Raw genomic sequence first — 14,670 nt, 5'->3', positions numbered from 1 at the left:
AGCACGAGGACGGCGGCAGCGCCGGTCACGAGGGCCCAGCGGGCGGGGCGGCGACGACGAGGAGGGCGGGGACCGAAGGCCGAGGGGAGGGAGGAGCCGGACGCGGCCGTGCCGCCCTGCGTCGCGGCCGGGTCCTCCGCGGCGGCGGACACGAATCGTGCGTCCGAGGATCCCGTCACGTGGGGGAGCGTGCGGGCCTCTGCCGGAGCCCGGTCCGTCGAGCTCGGGCTCGGCGTCGCGTTCGGGGTCGGCGTCGTCGCGGGCGTCGGCTGGTCAGCGGTGCGGTCGGCGTCGCTCTCGCGGTCGTTCATGGGGTGCCTCCTGAGGCTGTGGTCGAGGTGATGAGGACCATGGAACGAGGTCCGCCAATCGATCCCCTATGAACCGCCGAGGAGGTGGTCGTGAGTTCTCGGAGGGGCCGCCGACAGCCGTGGGCCGTGTCCTCCCTTCGGTGGACGTCCGTCCGCCTCGGGGTGGTCCGTACGCAAAAGCGTTGCCGTCGGGCGCCGCCGATCCGATACGCTGGTCACCCGAAGGAGGTCCACGATGGCAGAGCCCGTTCACCACGTGCCCGACGAGCACCGCCCCGACCAGGGCAGCCCCGGCGCACACACGGCGCACACCCCTGCGCAGGGCGTCCCCGGGTCCTCTCGCGAGGTCGACACCACCCTCAGCTTCAACGAGGAGTACCAGGCGCAGCTCGCTGCGCTCCAGGGCGGTGCCACGTCCGACGAGGGCGAGGCGGTCGCCGCGCTCCCCTCCGGTTCCGCCCTCCTCGTCGTCCGACGGGGCCCGAACATCGGCGCCCGGTTCCTCCTCGACTCCGACGTCACGGTGGCCGGTCGGCACCCCGACGCGGGCATCTTCCTCGACGACGTCACGGTCAGCCGCAAGCACGCCGAGTTCCGGCGGTCGGGCACGACCTTCACGGTCAACGACCTCGGGTCGCTCAACGGCACGTACTTCGACGGCGTCCGCATCGACGAGGCCCTGCTCAGCGACGGCGCCGAGGTGCAGGTCGGCAAGTTCCGCCTCACCTTCTACGCCTCGCGCGTCGACCTGGCCAACCTGGCCCTCCAGTAGTGCCCGGCTCCGCCGCCGCCCGGTCGTCGCCGACCGGGTCGGCCGACCTGTTGACGATCGGGCAGGTCCTGGCGCGTCTCAAGCCCGAGTTCCCCGACCTGAGCAACAGCAAGCTGCGCTTCCTCGAAGAACGTCAGCTGGTCACTCCCGTGCGCACCGCGTCGGGCTACCGGAAGTTCTCGTCGGCCGACGTCGAGCGCCTGCGCTTCATCCTCGGCCTGCAGCGGGACCACTACCTGCCCCTCAAGGTCATCCGTCAGCACCTCGACGACCTCGACGCCGGACGACCGTCCACCCTCCCGACCGGTTCGGCTCCGGTGTCGATGCTCTCGACCGTGCGCCGGTTCTCCCGTGCCGACCTGCTCCGCGAGACGGGCGCCTCCTCGGCCCTGCTCGACGACGCGATCGCGTCGTCGCTGATCTCGCCGTCCGAGACCTACGGAGACGAGCCCTTGGCAGTCCTGGCCGCGCTGGTCGAGCTCGGCCGCTCGGGCATCGAGCCCCGTCATCTGCGCAGCTTCCGGGCGGCCGCCGAGCGCGAGCTCAGCCTCATCGAGAGCGCGCTCGCCTCCGTCGCGCGTCGTCGCGACCCGGCCGGTCGGGCGCGGGTCGCCGAGCTCTCGCGAGAGCTCGCCGGGCAGCTCGAGGTCGTCCGCACCTCGCTCATCCGCTCGGCCCTCGACCGCCTCGACACGTAGACGGCGGGGCCGGCGACGAATATCCTCGACACGCCGACTCCTCGACGCGGATGTCGCCTCGACGAGACCTCGATGTGGGTACCGTGGGACCAGGTCGAACCATCAACCCGGTGTTGAATGTTTCGGGTCAGATCGCGACGTGGAAGGCAACTGCATGAACGAGTCAGGTTCCCCTGAGGGATCCCGCTACGAGCGGGGCCTGCTCTTCACGGACGGCATGCCCGAGCTCGACGCCGACAGCGGCTACCGAGGCACCGTCGCCGCCCGCGCCGCGGGCATCAGCTACCGCCAGCTCGACTACTGGGCCCGGACCGGCCTCGTCGAGCCCACCATCCGCAGCGCCGCCGGCTCGGGCTCGCAGCGGCTCTACGGCTTCCGCGACATCCTCGTGCTCAAGCTCGTCAAGCGGCTGCTCGACACCGGCATCTCGCTCCAGCAGATCCGCACCGCCGTGAACCAGCTGAGGGAGGCGGGGGTCAGCGACCTGGCGCAGACCACGCTCATGAGCGACGGCGCCAGCGTCTACCTCTGCACGTCCGACGACGAGGTCATCGACCTCGTGAGCCGCGGTCAGGGCGTCTTCGGCATCGCCGTCGGCAAGGTCCTGCGCGAGGTCGAGACGAGCCTCGTCGAGCTCGACAGCACTCCCGCGGCCGATCCTTCCGACGAGCTGGCCGCCCGTCGAGGCGACCGCGCCAGCTGACCCGACACGGTCAGCGTCCACCGGAGCGCGGCCCGCGCGACCCGGGGCGGCGACCGCCGCGTGAGCGACGTGGCGCCCCGATGCAGCTGCATCCCCTGATCTGCCCACGGGTTCGTCACGACCTCAGGAGCGCTGCGGCTCGCTGCGGGTCCAGCAGGGGGAACGTCGAGGGCGAACGCCAGTCGGCGAACGCCAGCCGGCGTGCGTCAGTCGGCGTGAAGAGGGGCGACTGACCTCAGCGCGCGGCGGGTTCGGCGTAGTCGCCGATCTTCGCCGTGCGCATGATGCGCTCGAGCAGCTGGTCGAAGTTGCGGGCCATCTCCTGAGCGCTCTCGCCCGGCCAGACGTGCAGGGGCTTCGCGGCGCCCTGCGCCTGCTGCAGCGACGTGCGCTCGGGCAGCTGCGGGCTCAGCACGAGGGGCCCGAACATGTCGCGGAGCTCCTTGATGCGGAACTGGTGCTCGATCGACTGGACGCGGGCACGGTTGACGATGATGCCCAGCGGCTGCAGGCGAGGGGAGAGTCCGCGGCGGATCTCCTCGATCGCCCGCAGGGCACGGTCCGCCGCGGCGACGCTGAAGAGACCGGGCTCGGTGACCACGGTGACGCGGTCGGAGGCGGCCCAGGCGGTGCGCGTCAGGGCGTTCAGGGAGGGGGCGCAGTCGATGAGGACGAGGTCGTAGTCGGCCTCGACGTTGGCGAGCGCCTCCTCGAGCTTCCAGATGTCGCGGATCGACGGGTGCGGGCCGTCGAAGTTGATGGCCGAGGGGCTGCCGATCATGACGTCGATCTTGCCCGTGCGGCCCTTCGTCCAGCCGCTGGGGGCGATCGCGGCACGGACCGTCTTCTCCTTCGGCGAGGCCAGGACGTCGGCGACGTTGAGGTGCCCCGCGACGGTGATGTCGAGGCCGGTCGAGACGTCGGACTGCGGGTCGAGGTCGACCACCAGGGTCCGGAGGCCCTTGGCGAAGGCCGCCGACGTGAGTCCGAGCGTCACGGTCGTCTTGCCGACGCCGCCTTTGAGAGAACTGACGCTGAGTACATGCACGACGACGACGATACCGTCACTATTCTTGAAGCACCTGCACGCCACGTCGCCCGACGGGCGATCCCGGCAGGCTCCTTCGTCTCCGGTGGCTCCGAGCCCCGTCCCCGTTCCTTCCCCAGGAGGTGCTCGTCGTGAGCGTCCGCCCCATCCGACTCTTCGGCGACCCGGTGCTCCGGTCGCCCTCCGACCCCGTCCGCGTGGGCGACGCCCGACTGGCCTCGCTCGTCGACGATCTCCTCGACACCGTGCGCGAGCCCGGTCGCGCCGGCGTGGCCGCGCCCCAGATCGGAGTCGGCCTGCGGGCCTTCAGCTACAACGTCGACGGCGAGGTCGGCTACGTCCTGAACCCCGAGATCACCGAGCTCTCGGGCGAGAAGGAGCTGGTGGAGGAGGGCTGCCTCTCCGTGCCGGGCTTCTGGTTCCCGACCCCGCGCTGGTCCCGGGCCCGCGTCGAGGGCATCGACCTCGACGGCGAGCCGGTGGTGCTCGAGGGCGACGGGCTCATGGCGCAGGCGCTCCAGCACGAGACGGACCACCTCGCCGGCACCCTCTACGTCATGACCCTCGAGACCGAGACCCGGCGCGACGCCCTGCGGCAGATCCGGGCCAGCGACTGGTGGCGGGCCTGACCTGACCTCGACCGGCGGCGCCCTGGGCGCCGCCGGCACGGGTGCCGCGCACGGTCAGGCGGTCGGCTCCGGCTTGTCGGCGGACGAGACGGTCCTGACCGACTCCGTGTTGGGGTAGACGGAGTAGAGGTCCGCGATCTGGCCCGCGAAGTCCTCGACCACGACGGCGCGCTTGACGCTCATCTTCGGCGTCAGGTGCCCGCTGGCCTCGGTCAGCTCGATCGGCAGCACGACGAACTTGCGGATCGACTCCGCTCGGGAGACCGTCTCGTTCGCGAGGTCGACCGCCCTCTGCACCTCGGCCAGCACGGCCGGGTGCTCGGCAGCCTCGGCGAGCGGCATGTCCGCGGCCTCGCCCGCGTTGTTGAGCCAGACCGGCAGCATCTCGGTGTCGAGGGTGACGAGCGCCGAGATGAACGGGCGCTGGTCGCCCACCACGACGACCTGGGCGACGAGGGGGTTCGCGCGGATCGGGTCCTCGAGCACAGCCGGGGCGACGTTCTTGCCCCCGGCGGTGACGATGATCTCCTTCTTGCGGCCCGTGATGGTGAGGTAGCCGTCGGCGTCGAGGCTGCCGAGGTCGCCGGTGCGGAACCAGCCGTCCTGCATGACCGCGGCCGTCTCCTCCTCGTTCCTCCAGTAGCCCGCGAAGACGTTCTCGCCCTTGACCAGGACCTCGCCGTCGTCGTCGATCCGCAGCGAGACGCCCGGCAGCGCCGGCCCGACGGTCCCGATCTTGAACCGCGACACGAGGTTGACCGAGGCCGGGGCCGTGGTCTCCGTCAGGCCGTAGCCCTCGAGGATGCGGATGTCGAGGCTGCGGAAGAAGTGCCCGAGGCGGGTGCCGAGCGGGGCCGAGCCCGAGACGGCGTAGCGGATGTTCCCGCCCATCGCCTTCTTCAGCTTGCGGTACACGAGCCGGTCGAAGAGGGCGAAGCGGAGGCGCAGGCCGACGGGCACCGTTCCCTCGTCGAGGGCCTTGGAGTGCGCGATGGCCACCGCGACGGCCTGTCGGAAGATGCCGCCCTTGCCCGAGGCCTCGGCCTTCTGCTCAGCGGAGTTGTAGACCTTCTCGAACACCCGCGGCACCGCGAGCAGGAACGAGGGGCGGAAGGAGGCGAGCGACGGCAGGAGCTGCTTGGTGTCGGCCTGGTGGCCCACCTTGACCCCGGCGTGCACCGACATCACCGCGATGAAGCGGGCGAAGACGTGGGCCGTCGTGATGAACAGCAGCGTCGACGAGCCCGGCGCCACGACGTCGCCCATGGCCACCGCGGCGTTGCGGCTGGTCTCGACGAAGTTGGCGTGCGTGAGCATGCAGCCCTTGGGGCGGCCCGTGGTGCCCGACGTGTAGATGATCGTCGCGAGGTCGTCCCCGTTCGCCAGCGTGCGGCGGCGCTCGAGCTCGTCGTCCGACACGCCCCGCCCGGAGCGCGCCAGCTTCTCGAGGTCGCCGAGGTCGATCTGCCAGACGTGGGCGACGTCCGGCAGCTCGGGGTGCACCTCGTCGAAGCGCGCGAAGTGGTCCGGCGTCTCGACGATCACGGCCACGGCGCCCGAGTCGCTGAGGTTCCAGTGCACCTGGCTCGGCGACGACGTCTCGTAGACGGGCACGAGCAGCGCCCCCGCGAACCAGACCGCGAAGTCGACGAGCGTCCACTCGTAGCGGGTGCGGCTCATCAGGCCCACCACGTCGCCGGGCTGGATGCCGGCGGCGATGAGGCCCTTGGCGACCTCTCGCACCCGGGCGGCGAACTCGGCGGCGGTGACGTCGGTCCAGCCTCCCGTGCCGTCGGGCACGGAGAACAACGGCTCGTTCGGCGTCGCCGCCGCCCGCTCCACGAGCAGGTCTGTCGCGTTGGCGGTCGGGTCGGCAGGGACCACGAGGGGGACGGTGTGTTCGTTCACGGCAGCTCCTTCGGCACCGGCAGGGTCCGACGATCTTAGCGGGGCCCCCTCCGTCCGTCCCGGGACGACCTGCGGGCGTCGTGGAACGACAGCAGACGGCCCGAGGATAGACTCGTCGCTCGTGCAGGCAATAGGCATTGACATCGGCGGGACGAAGATCGCGGGCGGCGTCGTCACCGAGCTGGGCGAGATCGTCGCCGAAGAGCGAGTTCCCACCCCCGCCGGCGACGCCGGTGCCATCGTCGACGCCGTCGTCGCGATGGTGAAGGGCCTCCAGGCGCGTCACCCCGACGTCGTGGCCGCAGGAGTCGCGGCCCCCGGCTTCATCGACGCCTCGCAGTCGGTCGTCTACTACACGCCGAACATCCCGTGGCGGAACGAGCCGCTCAGGGCCCGGCTGTCCGAGCAGCTCGACCTGCACATCACCATCGACAACGACGCGAACGCCGCGGGCTGGGCCGAGTTCCGGTTCGGCGCCGGCCGCCTCGCGAGCGACATGACCATGCTCACCATCGGCACGGGCGTCGGCGGCGCCGTCGTCGCCCAGGACCGCCTGCTCCGCGGCGGCTTCGGCACCGGCGGCGAGCTCGGCCACATGCGCATCGTCCCCGACGGTCTGCCCTGTGGCTGCGGCGCCCGCGGCTGCATCGAGCAGTACGGCTCCGGACGCGCCCTGCTGCGCATGGCGGGCGAGGTGGCCGACCTCGACGGCGTCGGGTCGGCGCTGGCGGCGGTGCGTGCCGAGAAGGGCGAGCTCACGGGCCACGACGTGGCCGCGCTGATGCAGGCCGGCGACGCCGGTGCCCTCGAGGCGCTCCGCCAGCTGGGCACCTGGCTCGGCCAGGCCGCGGCCTCGCTCGCCGCCATCCTCGACCCGCAGGTCTTCGTCTTCGGCGGGGGAGTCGCGCAGTCGGGCGAGCTCCTCCTCGCCCCCGTCCGCAAGGCGTTCCACGAGCACCTGCCGGCCCGCGGGTTCCACCCGGAGCCCGACTTCGTCATCGCCGAGCTGGTCAACGACGCCGGCGTCGTCGGCGCGGCCGACCTCGCCCGGCTGCACGCGTCCACTCGCTAGACTCCGACCGCCGAAGAGGGAGGGGCCCTGATGCTCTACTGGTTCTTGAAGACGATGGTGGCGAGCCCCCTCGTGCTCACGGTGTTCCGTCCTTGGGTCCGCGGGCTCGAGAACGTCCCGGCGTCCGGGGCCGTCATCTTCGCCAGCAACCACCTGTCGTTCGTCGACTCGATCTTCCTGCCGCTCGCGCTCGAGCGCCGCATCTCGTTCCTGGCCAAGAGCGACTACTTCACCGGGTCGGGCCTCAAGGGCTGGGCCATGCGCCTCTTCTTCACCGCCACCGGCCAGCTGTCGATCGACCGCTCGGGCGGCAAGGCCTCGGAGGCGTCGCTCGCGACGGGCCTGTCGGTCCTGGGCCGCGGCGAGCAGCTGGGCATCTACCCCGAGGGCACCCGCAGCCCCGACGGCAAGCTCTACCGCGGCCGCACGGGCGTCGCGCGCATGATCCTCGAGGGGCACGTCCCCGTCGTGCCCGTCGCCATGATCGACACCGAGAAGGTCATGAAGACCGGCACGAAGATCCCCAAGATCCGCCGGGTCGGCATCGTCTTCGGCGAGCCGCTCGACTTCAGCCGGTTCGAGGGCATGGAGGGCGACCGGTTCATCCTGCGGTCCATCACCGACGAGATCATGTACGAGCTCGGTGCCCTGAGCGGCCAGGAGTACGCCGACGTCTACGCCTCGTCGGTCAAGGAGAAGCGCGTCGCCTCCGCGCGGTAGGCTCGACCGCCGGGATCGATCGGTCCCTGGCCCGTCCTAGCTGCAAGGAAGACCGTGGTCCCCATCGCCGAACCGTCCGCGGGCGTCGTCATCGACGCCTCCACCACCGACGTGATCGACGGACTCGACTACTGGCGCACGCTCCCGATCAAGCAGCAGCCCGCGTGGCCCGACCCCTCCGCGGTCCAGGCCGCGTCGGCCGAGATCGCCGCGCTGCCGCCCCTCGTCTTCGCGGGCGAGGTCGACACCCTCCGCGACCGGCTGGCCGCGGCGGCCCGCGGCGACGCGTTCCTGCTGCAGGGCGGCGACTGCGCCGAGACGTTCGCCGGCGCCACCGCCGACCAGATCCGCGACCGCGTCAAGACCATCCTGCAGATGGCCGTGGTGCTCACGTACGGCGCCTCCGTCCCTGTCATCAAGATGGGCCGCATGGCGGGCCAGTTCGCGAAGCCCCGCTCGAGCGACTCCGAGACCCGTGACGGGGTGACCCTCCCCGCGTACCGGGGCGACATCGTCAACGGCTACGACTTCACGCCCGAGTCCCGACGGGCCGACCCGGCCCGGCTCGTGAAGGGGTACCACACCTCCGCGTCGACGATCAACCTGATCCGCGCGTTCACGCAGGGCGGCTTCGCCGACCTCCGCCAGGTGCACAGCTGGAACCGCGGCTTCGCGTCGAACCCCGCCAACGCCGCCTACGAGCACCTCGCGAAGGAGATCGACAAGGCCATCCGCTTCATGGAGGCGGCCGGCGCCGACTTCGACGAGCTCAAGCGCGTCGAGTTCTACACCAGCCACGAGGGCCTGCTGATGGACTACGAGCGGCCGATGACCCGGATCGACTCGCGCACGGGCGACCCCTACGTCCTGTCGTCGCACTTCGTCTGGATCGGCGAGCGCACCCGCGACCTCGACGGCGCCCACGTCGACTTCCTCTCGCGGGTCCGCAACCCCATCGGCGTCAAGCTCGGCCCGTCGACCACGCCGGACGACATGCTGCGCCTCATCGACGTGCTCGACCCCGACCGCGAGCCCGGCCGCCTGACGTTCATCACGCGCATGGGCGCCGGCAAGATCCGCGAGTCTCTGCCGCCGTTGCTCGAGGCGATCAAGGGCGCCGACGCGACGCCGCTCTGGGTCAGCGACCCGATGCACGGCAACGGCCTCACGACGCCGACGGGCTATAAGACCCGCCGCTTCGAGGAGATCATGGACGAGGTCAAGGGCTTCTTCGAGGCGCACCGCGCGGCGGGCACCCACCCCGGCGGCATCCACATCGAGCTGACCGGCGACGACGTGACCGAGTGCCTGGGCGGCTCCGAGCACATCGACGAGGCCACGCTCGCGACGCGGTACGAGTCGCTCTGCGACCCGCGGCTCAACCACATGCAGTCGCTCGAGCTCGCGTTCCTCGTCGCGGAGGAGCTGGCGGCCAACTAGGCCGCGCCTCCTCGGCCTATCGAACGGCCGTCACGAAGGGCCTGCCTCCCACAGGAGGCAGGCCCTTCGTGACGGCGCGCGGTCCAGGGCCGGCGCGCGGTGGTCACTCGACGCGGTAGGAGAGCCTGACCGTCGATCCCCGGGACGCGGTGGCTCCCGGGACGGGGTCCGTGGAGACGACGGTGAGGCTCGCCTCCCAGTCGAAGAACGCGCAGGTGAAGTTCGTGCACCGGTCGTAGCTGACCCGCAGGCCGAGGGCCTGCAGCTGGGCCGTGGCCTCGTCGATGGTCTTGCCGGTGACGTCGGGGACGGTGACGGGCGGAGGCCCCCCCGAGACGACGAGGTCGAGGGAGGCGCCGGGGCGGATCGGGCCGTCCTGCTGCTGGTCGGCACGGATCACGGCGCCCTCGTCGACATCGTCGCTGAACTCCGTGCCGGCCTCGACGCCCGTGAGGCCCACCCCCTGGAGCGTCGCCTGGGCGTCCTCGACCGACTGGCCGACCACGTCCGGGACGGGGCCGAGCGAGACGGTCAGCGTGACGGGCTGCTGCTCGCCGTACTGGGCTGCGCCGGCCAGGTCGACGGCCGTGCCCGCGGAGTCGACCCCCGAGACGGCGAGCACCGTGCCGGGGTCGGCAGCGTCGAACTGGGTCGTGCTGTCCTGGACGGCGAAGGACGACAAGGAGGCGCGGGCCGAGTCCTCGGTCTGTCCCACCACGGCGGGCAGGTCGAGCGGCTGCGGGCCCTGCGAGACGACCAGCGTGACGGTCGAGCCCTTCTGGAGGCGCGAGGACGGACCGGGGTCCGTCCCGATCACCTGCCCGGTCGGGACCTCGACCGAGAAGTCGGCCGCGTTCTGCTCGGCGACGACGAACTCGGCCGCCTCGAGGACGGACGCGGCGGCGGCGGGGTCCTGGCCGGCCACGTCGGGGACGGCCACCTGGCTGCCCGGGCCCGCGCCGAACCACCAGCCCGCGCCGCCGCCGACCACGGCGAGCACGAGGACGAGAGCGATCCACGCGAAGCCGCGTCGACGCCGTCTCCGGGCCACGTCGCCGAGCTCGGCGACCGTGTCGACGGCCGCCGGTCCCACCGGTCCGGTGCGGTGGCGTGCCTTGGGCAGCGCCTGCGTCTCGCCGGTGCCGCCGCGGGGCAGGACCATCGTCGCGGAGGCCGGGGGCAGCACCATGGTGCGGCCGAGGGGGGCGCCGGACGGGTCGGCGAGGACGCGCTGGACGTCGATCAGCTGGTCGAGCATCGCCCGGGCGTCGCGGGGGCGGTGCTCCGGGTCGCGAGCCGTGGCCCACAGGACGAGCTCGTCGAGCTCGGCGGGGACCGACGGGTTCGCCGAGCTGGGCGCGGGGACCGTGTCGTTCGCGTGCTGGTACGCGATCTGCATCGGCTGCTCGCCCTTGTAGGGCTGCTCGCCGGTGAGCATCTCGTAGAGCATGATGCCGAGCGCGTAGATGTCGCTGCGGGTGTCGGCCACGCCGCGGGTGACGAGCTCGGGGGAGAGGTAGGCGATCGTGCCGAGGAGGGCAGCGCCGGTCGCCGTGTTCGCGGTCGCGGCGCGGGCGAGGCCGAAGTCGCCGATCTTGATCCGGCCGTCGTCGGCGAGCAGGACGTTCTCGGGCTTGAGATCGCGGTGCACGATGCCGGCCCGGTGTGCGGCGGCGAGGCCGGCGAGCACCGCCTCCAGGATGTCCATGGCCTGCTCGCTCGTGAGGACCTTGTGGTCCTGCAGCAGCTCGCGCAGCGTGATGCCGGGCAGGTACTCCATGACGAGGTAGGCGCTGTCGTCGTCCTGGCCCTGGTCGAAGACGTTGACGACGTTGGGGTGGGCGAGCCTCGCTGCCGAGCGCGCCTCCTGGATGAAGCGCTCCTTGAAGGAGGCGTCGTCCGCCAGGTGGCCGTGCATGATCTTGATCGCGACCCGACGCTCGAGCCGGAGGTCGGTGGCCAGGTACACGGTGGCCATGCCGCCGCGGGCGATGCGCGAGCGGACCTGGTACCGGTCGTCGATGAGCCGGCCGATCATCGGGTCAGTCTGGTTCGCGCTCATCGAGGCGATCTTACGAGTCGACGCGCCGGTGGCCGACGCGGCTCACCGGCGAGTGTCGAACGAGGCCGCCGCCGACGTCGCCGCGGTGGTGGCGCGGACGGCTCAGCCCAGGGTGCTGAGCCACGTGCGTGCCGGTGCCTCCCACTTGGCGTAGGCCGTGGGGTGGGCCGAGAGCTGGACCGCCTGGGCGGCATCCGTCAGCGACATCGAGGACCAGCCCCGGACGTCGAGCAGGCCGCGGGTCTTGCCGACGTTCGGGTTCGTCCGTCCGCCGAAGAAGAGCCTCGTCGCGTGCGCGGCGTCCGTGAGCTGCGCGGGGGTGCCCCAGCCCGTGCTCGGACGCTGCTGGAACAGGCCGAGCGAGTCGCGGTCGCCGTGGTGGATGTTCTTGAGGCTCGACTCCTGCGCGGCCGCGGCCAGGGCGATGACGATGGCCTGGTCGCCCACGCCGAGCTCACGTCCGACGCGGATGATCACGCGGGCGCTCTGCTGCTGCTCGGCGGTGAGCGTGGTGCTCGTCGTCAGCGGGGCGACGGAGGTGGTGGCCGCGACCGTCGTGGGGGCCGCGGCAGGGGCAGTCGACGAGGCGCCGGGGACGACGAGGGTGCGGCCCGCGTAGATCGTGCTCGTCATGCTCAGCCCGTTGGCCGCGAGGAGCGCCTGGACCGTCGTGCCGGTCTGCCTCGCGATGGAGGCGATGGTCTCGCCGCTCCTGATGACGTGGCCGCCGGTCGCCGCGGGGGCGGGGGCGGGGGCGGAGGCCCTCTGGGCTGCCGGCGCCGACGCCGTGGAGGCCCCGCCGGGCAGGGAGAGCACCTGGCCCGGGTAGATGATGCTCGACCAGCTGAGGCCGTTCGCCCCGAGCAGGGAGGCGGTGCTCACCCCGTGCGCGCCGGCGATGGAGCTGAGCGTGTCTCCGCGCGCGATGGTGTAGCTGCCGGCCGCGGCGGCCCGGGGCGCGCTGGTCGGCGCCGCCGGCGCGGGCGAGGACGCGACGAGGCTGAGCGTCTGGCCGGGGAAGATGGTCGACTTCCAGCTGAGCCCGTTGAGCGCGAGCACGGAGGCGGTGCTGAGCCCGAAGGACGCGGCGATGCTGGCGACCGTGTCGCCCGGGACGACGGTGTAGGTCGACGGCGCGAGGACCGTCCTGGACGCCGCGGCCACGTCGACCGTCGCGGCCGCCGTCTCCGGGGCCGGAGCGGCTGCCGTCGGCGGGAGCGCGATCGGGCGCGGGGCGGCGTGGGGCTTCTTCGTGGGCTGCTGGTCGTGGGCGACCGACGCGACGGGGCCGGTCATGCCGAGGCTGAGCGCCATGGAGCCGACGAGCATGATGGGCACCGTCTGGAGCATGGACCGAGCGGCCCGCGAACGAGCCCCCCGTCCGTCGGCGTCGAGTGCCCCGCGGCCGAAGGCGGCACCGGGCAGCCGTGTGGCGCGGGGTGCGTCGGGGGCCCCGTCGAGGTCGAGGGCGCGGTCCGAGCTGCTGTCGTTCATGGAGGTGATCCTCGGGTCGTGGCGTCCGACACGTCGACAACCTGATCCGCGACGGCGTGTCTCGTGGTGCCAAGTTGGCACAGGTGGAGACCCGTGTCAATTACAGTGGCCCGTGCTACCAGCGTGGTCGATGTGGCTGGTGTGACGGATGCGGCTGGTGTGGCCTGTGTGGCGAGAGCGACGAGGCACGGCACAGGGCGGCGTCGGACCGTGGCAAGGTGGACCCGTGACCGATCTCTCTCAGCAGCCCTGGTTCGACGACACCGAGTGGCTGACGGTGCCGGATCTCGTCGAGATGCTCGGCCTCAGCGTCAGCCGTGTCCACCGGCTCTTCGAGGACCACGTCCTGATCTCCACGCGGGTGGACGGCGTCGTCGTCACCCCGGCGGTGTTCCTGGTCGACGGCGAGCCCATGCACGAGCTCCGGGGCACCGCCACCGTCCTCGCGGACAACGGGTTCACGGACGACGAGGCGCTCGACTGGATGCTCTCGGTCGAGGACAGCCTCGGCGTCTCCCCGGTCCAGGCGCTGCGCGCGGGGCGCAAGGCCGAGGTCCGCCGGGTGGCGCAGAGCCTCCTCTGAGTCGTCTCCCGACAGCCCGGGGGGCGACAGGAGACCGGAGGCCCCGGCGCTAGTACGTGCGCTTCGTCACCGTGTCGGCGAGCCGTGTGAGCTGCGCCCGAGCCGAGGGCGCCAGGTCCGCCCCGTCGAGCGCCGTCACGGCGCGCTCGACCTGGTCGGTGATCGACTGCTCCACAGCCTCCACGGCCCCCGACTCCCTCAGCGTCGCCTGCAGGACGCCGATCTGGTCGTCGTCGAGGTCGGGATCGCCCAGCAGCTCGTCGAGCAGGCGGACGGAGCTCGGCGGCAGGGCGCGGCGGGCCGTCGCCACGAGAACGGTGCGCTTGCCCTCGCGGAGGTCGTCGCCGGCGGGCTTGCCGGTCACCTCGGGGTCGCCGAAGACGCCCAGCAGGTCGTCCCGGAGCTGGTAGGCGATGCCGAGGGGGAGGCCGAACCGCCGCAGCGACTCGAGCTCCGACTCGGAGCCGCCGGCCATGGCTGCCCCGATGGTGAGCGGTGCCTCGACGCTGTACTTCGCGGACTTGTAGACGATGACCCTCTGGGCCCGGGGCAGCAGGTCGACGTCGGGCACGCTGCGCCAGGCGTTCTCCTCGAGGATGTCGAGGTACTGGCCCACGGTGACCTCGGTGCGCATGCGGTTGAACTCGCGCCGAGCCGAGAGGGCGGCGCCCCGGGACTCGAGGGCGTCGAGGGCCTCGCTGATCTGCTCGTCGCTCCACGCGAGGAGGAGGTCGCCCATGAGCAGGGCCGCCGACGTGCCGAAGCCGGACGCGGAGCCGAGCCACCCGCCCTCGCGGTGCAGGGCCTCGAACCGGCGGTGCGCTGCCGGGCGCCCTCGACGGGTGTCGGAGTTGTCCATGATGTCGTCGTGCACGAGCGCGGCCGCGTGGAAGAACTCGAGCCCGACGGAGGCGGTCATCACGGCGTCGAGGGACCGCTGGTCGACCGTCGTCCCGAGCGGGTCGAACCCGGCGTCACGGCCGGCGACGGACTGCCAGCCCCAGTAGCAGAACAGCGCCCGGAAGCGCTTGCCGCCGCGGAGCAGGTCGCTGGAGAAACCGGCGAAGGGAGAGAGGTCGTCGGCGATGCCCCGGAGGGCCGGTCGGCGGTCGTCGAGGAACCGATCGATGCGCTCTTGAACGACGTCCACTAACCGCGTACTCTCAGCCACGCTGCCTAGCCTAGCCACAGCGCCCGGGCATACACTCGCCCGTATCCACACGCGGTGAT

The 14,670-nt window shown here is 72.0% G+C and carries 13 protein-coding genes and 1 pseudogene; 8 read left to right on the top strand and 6 right to left on the bottom strand.

Going from position 1 to position 14,670, the window contains the following annotated elements; translation table 11 throughout:
• Window positions 1-311: pseudogene (locus tag RWM17_RS03150) on the bottom strand (hypothetical protein); the annotation flags it as partial.
• Window positions 312-546: 235 nt separating this feature from the next.
• On the opposite strand from RWM17_RS03150, the gene RWM17_RS03145 reads away from it, so the two are divergent.
• The 3 genes from RWM17_RS03145 (at window position 547) to RWM17_RS03135 (ending at window position 2,484) form a co-directional block, all read left to right on the top strand.
• Window positions 547-1,083 (top strand): FHA domain-containing protein, encoded by a 537-nt coding sequence (locus RWM17_RS03145; RefSeq protein WP_314101254.1) that lies wholly within the window; start codon window positions 547-549, stop codon window positions 1,081-1,083.
• Window positions 1,083-1,781, top strand: coding sequence for a MerR family transcriptional regulator (locus RWM17_RS03140; RefSeq protein WP_133737429.1), 699 nt, complete (start codon window positions 1,083-1,085; stop codon window positions 1,779-1,781). Before RWM17_RS03145 ends, RWM17_RS03140 begins: the two co-directional genes overlap by 1 nt.
• 154 nt (window positions 1,782-1,935) lie before the next feature.
• A complete protein-coding gene (locus RWM17_RS03135) occupies window positions 1,936-2,484 on the top strand; it encodes a MerR family transcriptional regulator (protein ID WP_123545541.1) in 549 nt (182 codons plus the stop codon).
• Between the two features lie 235 nt (window positions 2,485-2,719).
• On the opposite strand, the gene RWM17_RS03130 is transcribed toward RWM17_RS03135, so the two are convergent.
• Window positions 2,720-3,532: a ParA family protein gene (locus RWM17_RS03130; protein ID WP_123545543.1), complete on the bottom strand. Its 813-nt coding sequence runs from the start codon at window positions 3,530-3,532 to the stop codon at window positions 2,720-2,722.
• Window positions 3,533-3,663: 131 nt separating this feature from the next.
• On the opposite strand from RWM17_RS03130, the gene def reads away from it, so the two are divergent.
• Window positions 3,664-4,161: a peptide deformylase gene (gene def, locus RWM17_RS03125; protein WP_133737430.1), complete on the top strand. Its 498-nt coding sequence runs from the start codon at window positions 3,664-3,666 to the stop codon at window positions 4,159-4,161.
• A 54-nt stretch (window positions 4,162-4,215) separates the two neighbouring features.
• On the opposite strand, the gene RWM17_RS03120 is transcribed toward def, so the two are convergent.
• The gene (locus RWM17_RS03120) at window positions 4,216-6,069 is read right to left on the bottom strand and encodes an AMP-dependent synthetase/ligase (protein ID WP_314101251.1); all 1,854 of its coding nucleotides are present in this window, start codon (window positions 6,067-6,069) and stop codon (window positions 4,216-4,218) included.
• 121 nt (window positions 6,070-6,190) lie between these two features.
• Between RWM17_RS03120 and RWM17_RS03115 the strand changes: the two genes are divergently transcribed.
• From RWM17_RS03115 to RWM17_RS03105, 3 genes are all read left to right on the top strand, one after another.
• Window positions 6,191-7,141: an ROK family glucokinase gene (locus RWM17_RS03115; protein WP_314101249.1), complete on the top strand. Its 951-nt coding sequence runs from the start codon at window positions 6,191-6,193 to the stop codon at window positions 7,139-7,141.
• 30 nt (window positions 7,142-7,171) lie between these two features.
• Window positions 7,172-7,861 carry a lysophospholipid acyltransferase family protein gene (locus RWM17_RS03110; RefSeq protein ID WP_314101248.1) on the top strand — a complete coding sequence of 230 codons (690 nt, stop codon included), beginning with the start codon at window positions 7,172-7,174 and terminating at the stop codon, window positions 7,859-7,861.
• Window positions 7,862-7,972: 111 nt separating this feature from the next.
• Complete coding sequence (locus RWM17_RS03105; protein ID WP_192169469.1) at window positions 7,973-9,301, top strand: class II 3-deoxy-7-phosphoheptulonate synthase; 1,329 nt, start codon at window positions 7,973-7,975, stop codon at window positions 9,299-9,301.
• Window positions 9,302-9,404: 103 nt separating this feature from the next.
• Here RWM17_RS03105 and pknB read toward each other — a convergent pair whose 3' ends face one another.
• Window positions 9,405-11,363, bottom strand: a complete 1,959-nt coding sequence (gene pknB / locus RWM17_RS03100) for a Stk1 family PASTA domain-containing Ser/Thr kinase (RefSeq protein ID WP_314101246.1) — start codon at window positions 11,361-11,363, stop codon at window positions 9,405-9,407.
• 102 nt (window positions 11,364-11,465) lie between these two features.
• A complete protein-coding gene (locus RWM17_RS03095) occupies window positions 11,466-12,857 on the bottom strand; it encodes a LysM peptidoglycan-binding domain-containing protein (protein ID WP_314101244.1) in 1,392 nt (463 codons plus the stop codon).
• A gap of 226 nt (window positions 12,858-13,083) precedes the next feature.
• Between RWM17_RS03095 and RWM17_RS03090 the strand changes: the two genes are divergently transcribed.
• Window positions 13,084-13,440 (top strand): Rv2175c family DNA-binding protein, encoded by a 357-nt coding sequence (locus tag RWM17_RS03090; protein ID WP_399539984.1) that lies wholly within the window; start codon window positions 13,084-13,086, stop codon window positions 13,438-13,440.
• Between the two features lie 49 nt (window positions 13,441-13,489).
• Here the strand turns inward: RWM17_RS03090 and RWM17_RS03085 are convergent, their stop codons facing one another.
• Window positions 13,490-14,611: a polyprenyl synthetase family protein gene (locus RWM17_RS03085; protein WP_133737433.1), complete on the bottom strand. Its 1,122-nt coding sequence runs from the start codon at window positions 14,609-14,611 to the stop codon at window positions 13,490-13,492.
• Window positions 14,612-14,670: the final 59 nt, after the last annotated feature.

This window comes from uncultured Frigoribacterium sp. (assembly GCF_963515265.1).
Taxonomy (GTDB): domain Bacteria; phylum Actinomycetota; class Actinomycetes; order Actinomycetales; family Microbacteriaceae; genus Frigoribacterium.
This window is presented reverse-complemented; position numbering and strand designations above follow the sequence as displayed.

Excerpts from the sequence above, each read along its gene's own strand:
- RWM17_RS03145 (WP_314101254.1), top strand. The coding sequence starts at position 547 with ATGGCAGAGCCCGTTCACCACGTGCCCGACGAGCACCGCCCCGACCAG.
- RWM17_RS03135 (WP_123545541.1), top strand. The coding sequence starts at position 1,936 with ATGAACGAGTCAGGTTCCCCTGAGGGATCCCGCTACGAGCGGGGCCTG.
- RWM17_RS03110 (WP_314101248.1), top strand. The coding sequence starts at position 7,172 with ATGCTCTACTGGTTCTTGAAGACGATGGTGGCGAGCCCCCTCGTGCTC.
- pknB (WP_314101246.1), bottom strand. The coding sequence starts at position 11,363 with ATGAGCGCGAACCAGACTGACCCGATGATCGGCCGGCTCATCGACGAC.
- RWM17_RS03095 (WP_314101244.1), bottom strand. The coding sequence starts at position 12,857 with ATGAACGACAGCAGCTCGGACCGCGCCCTCGACCTCGACGGGGCCCCC.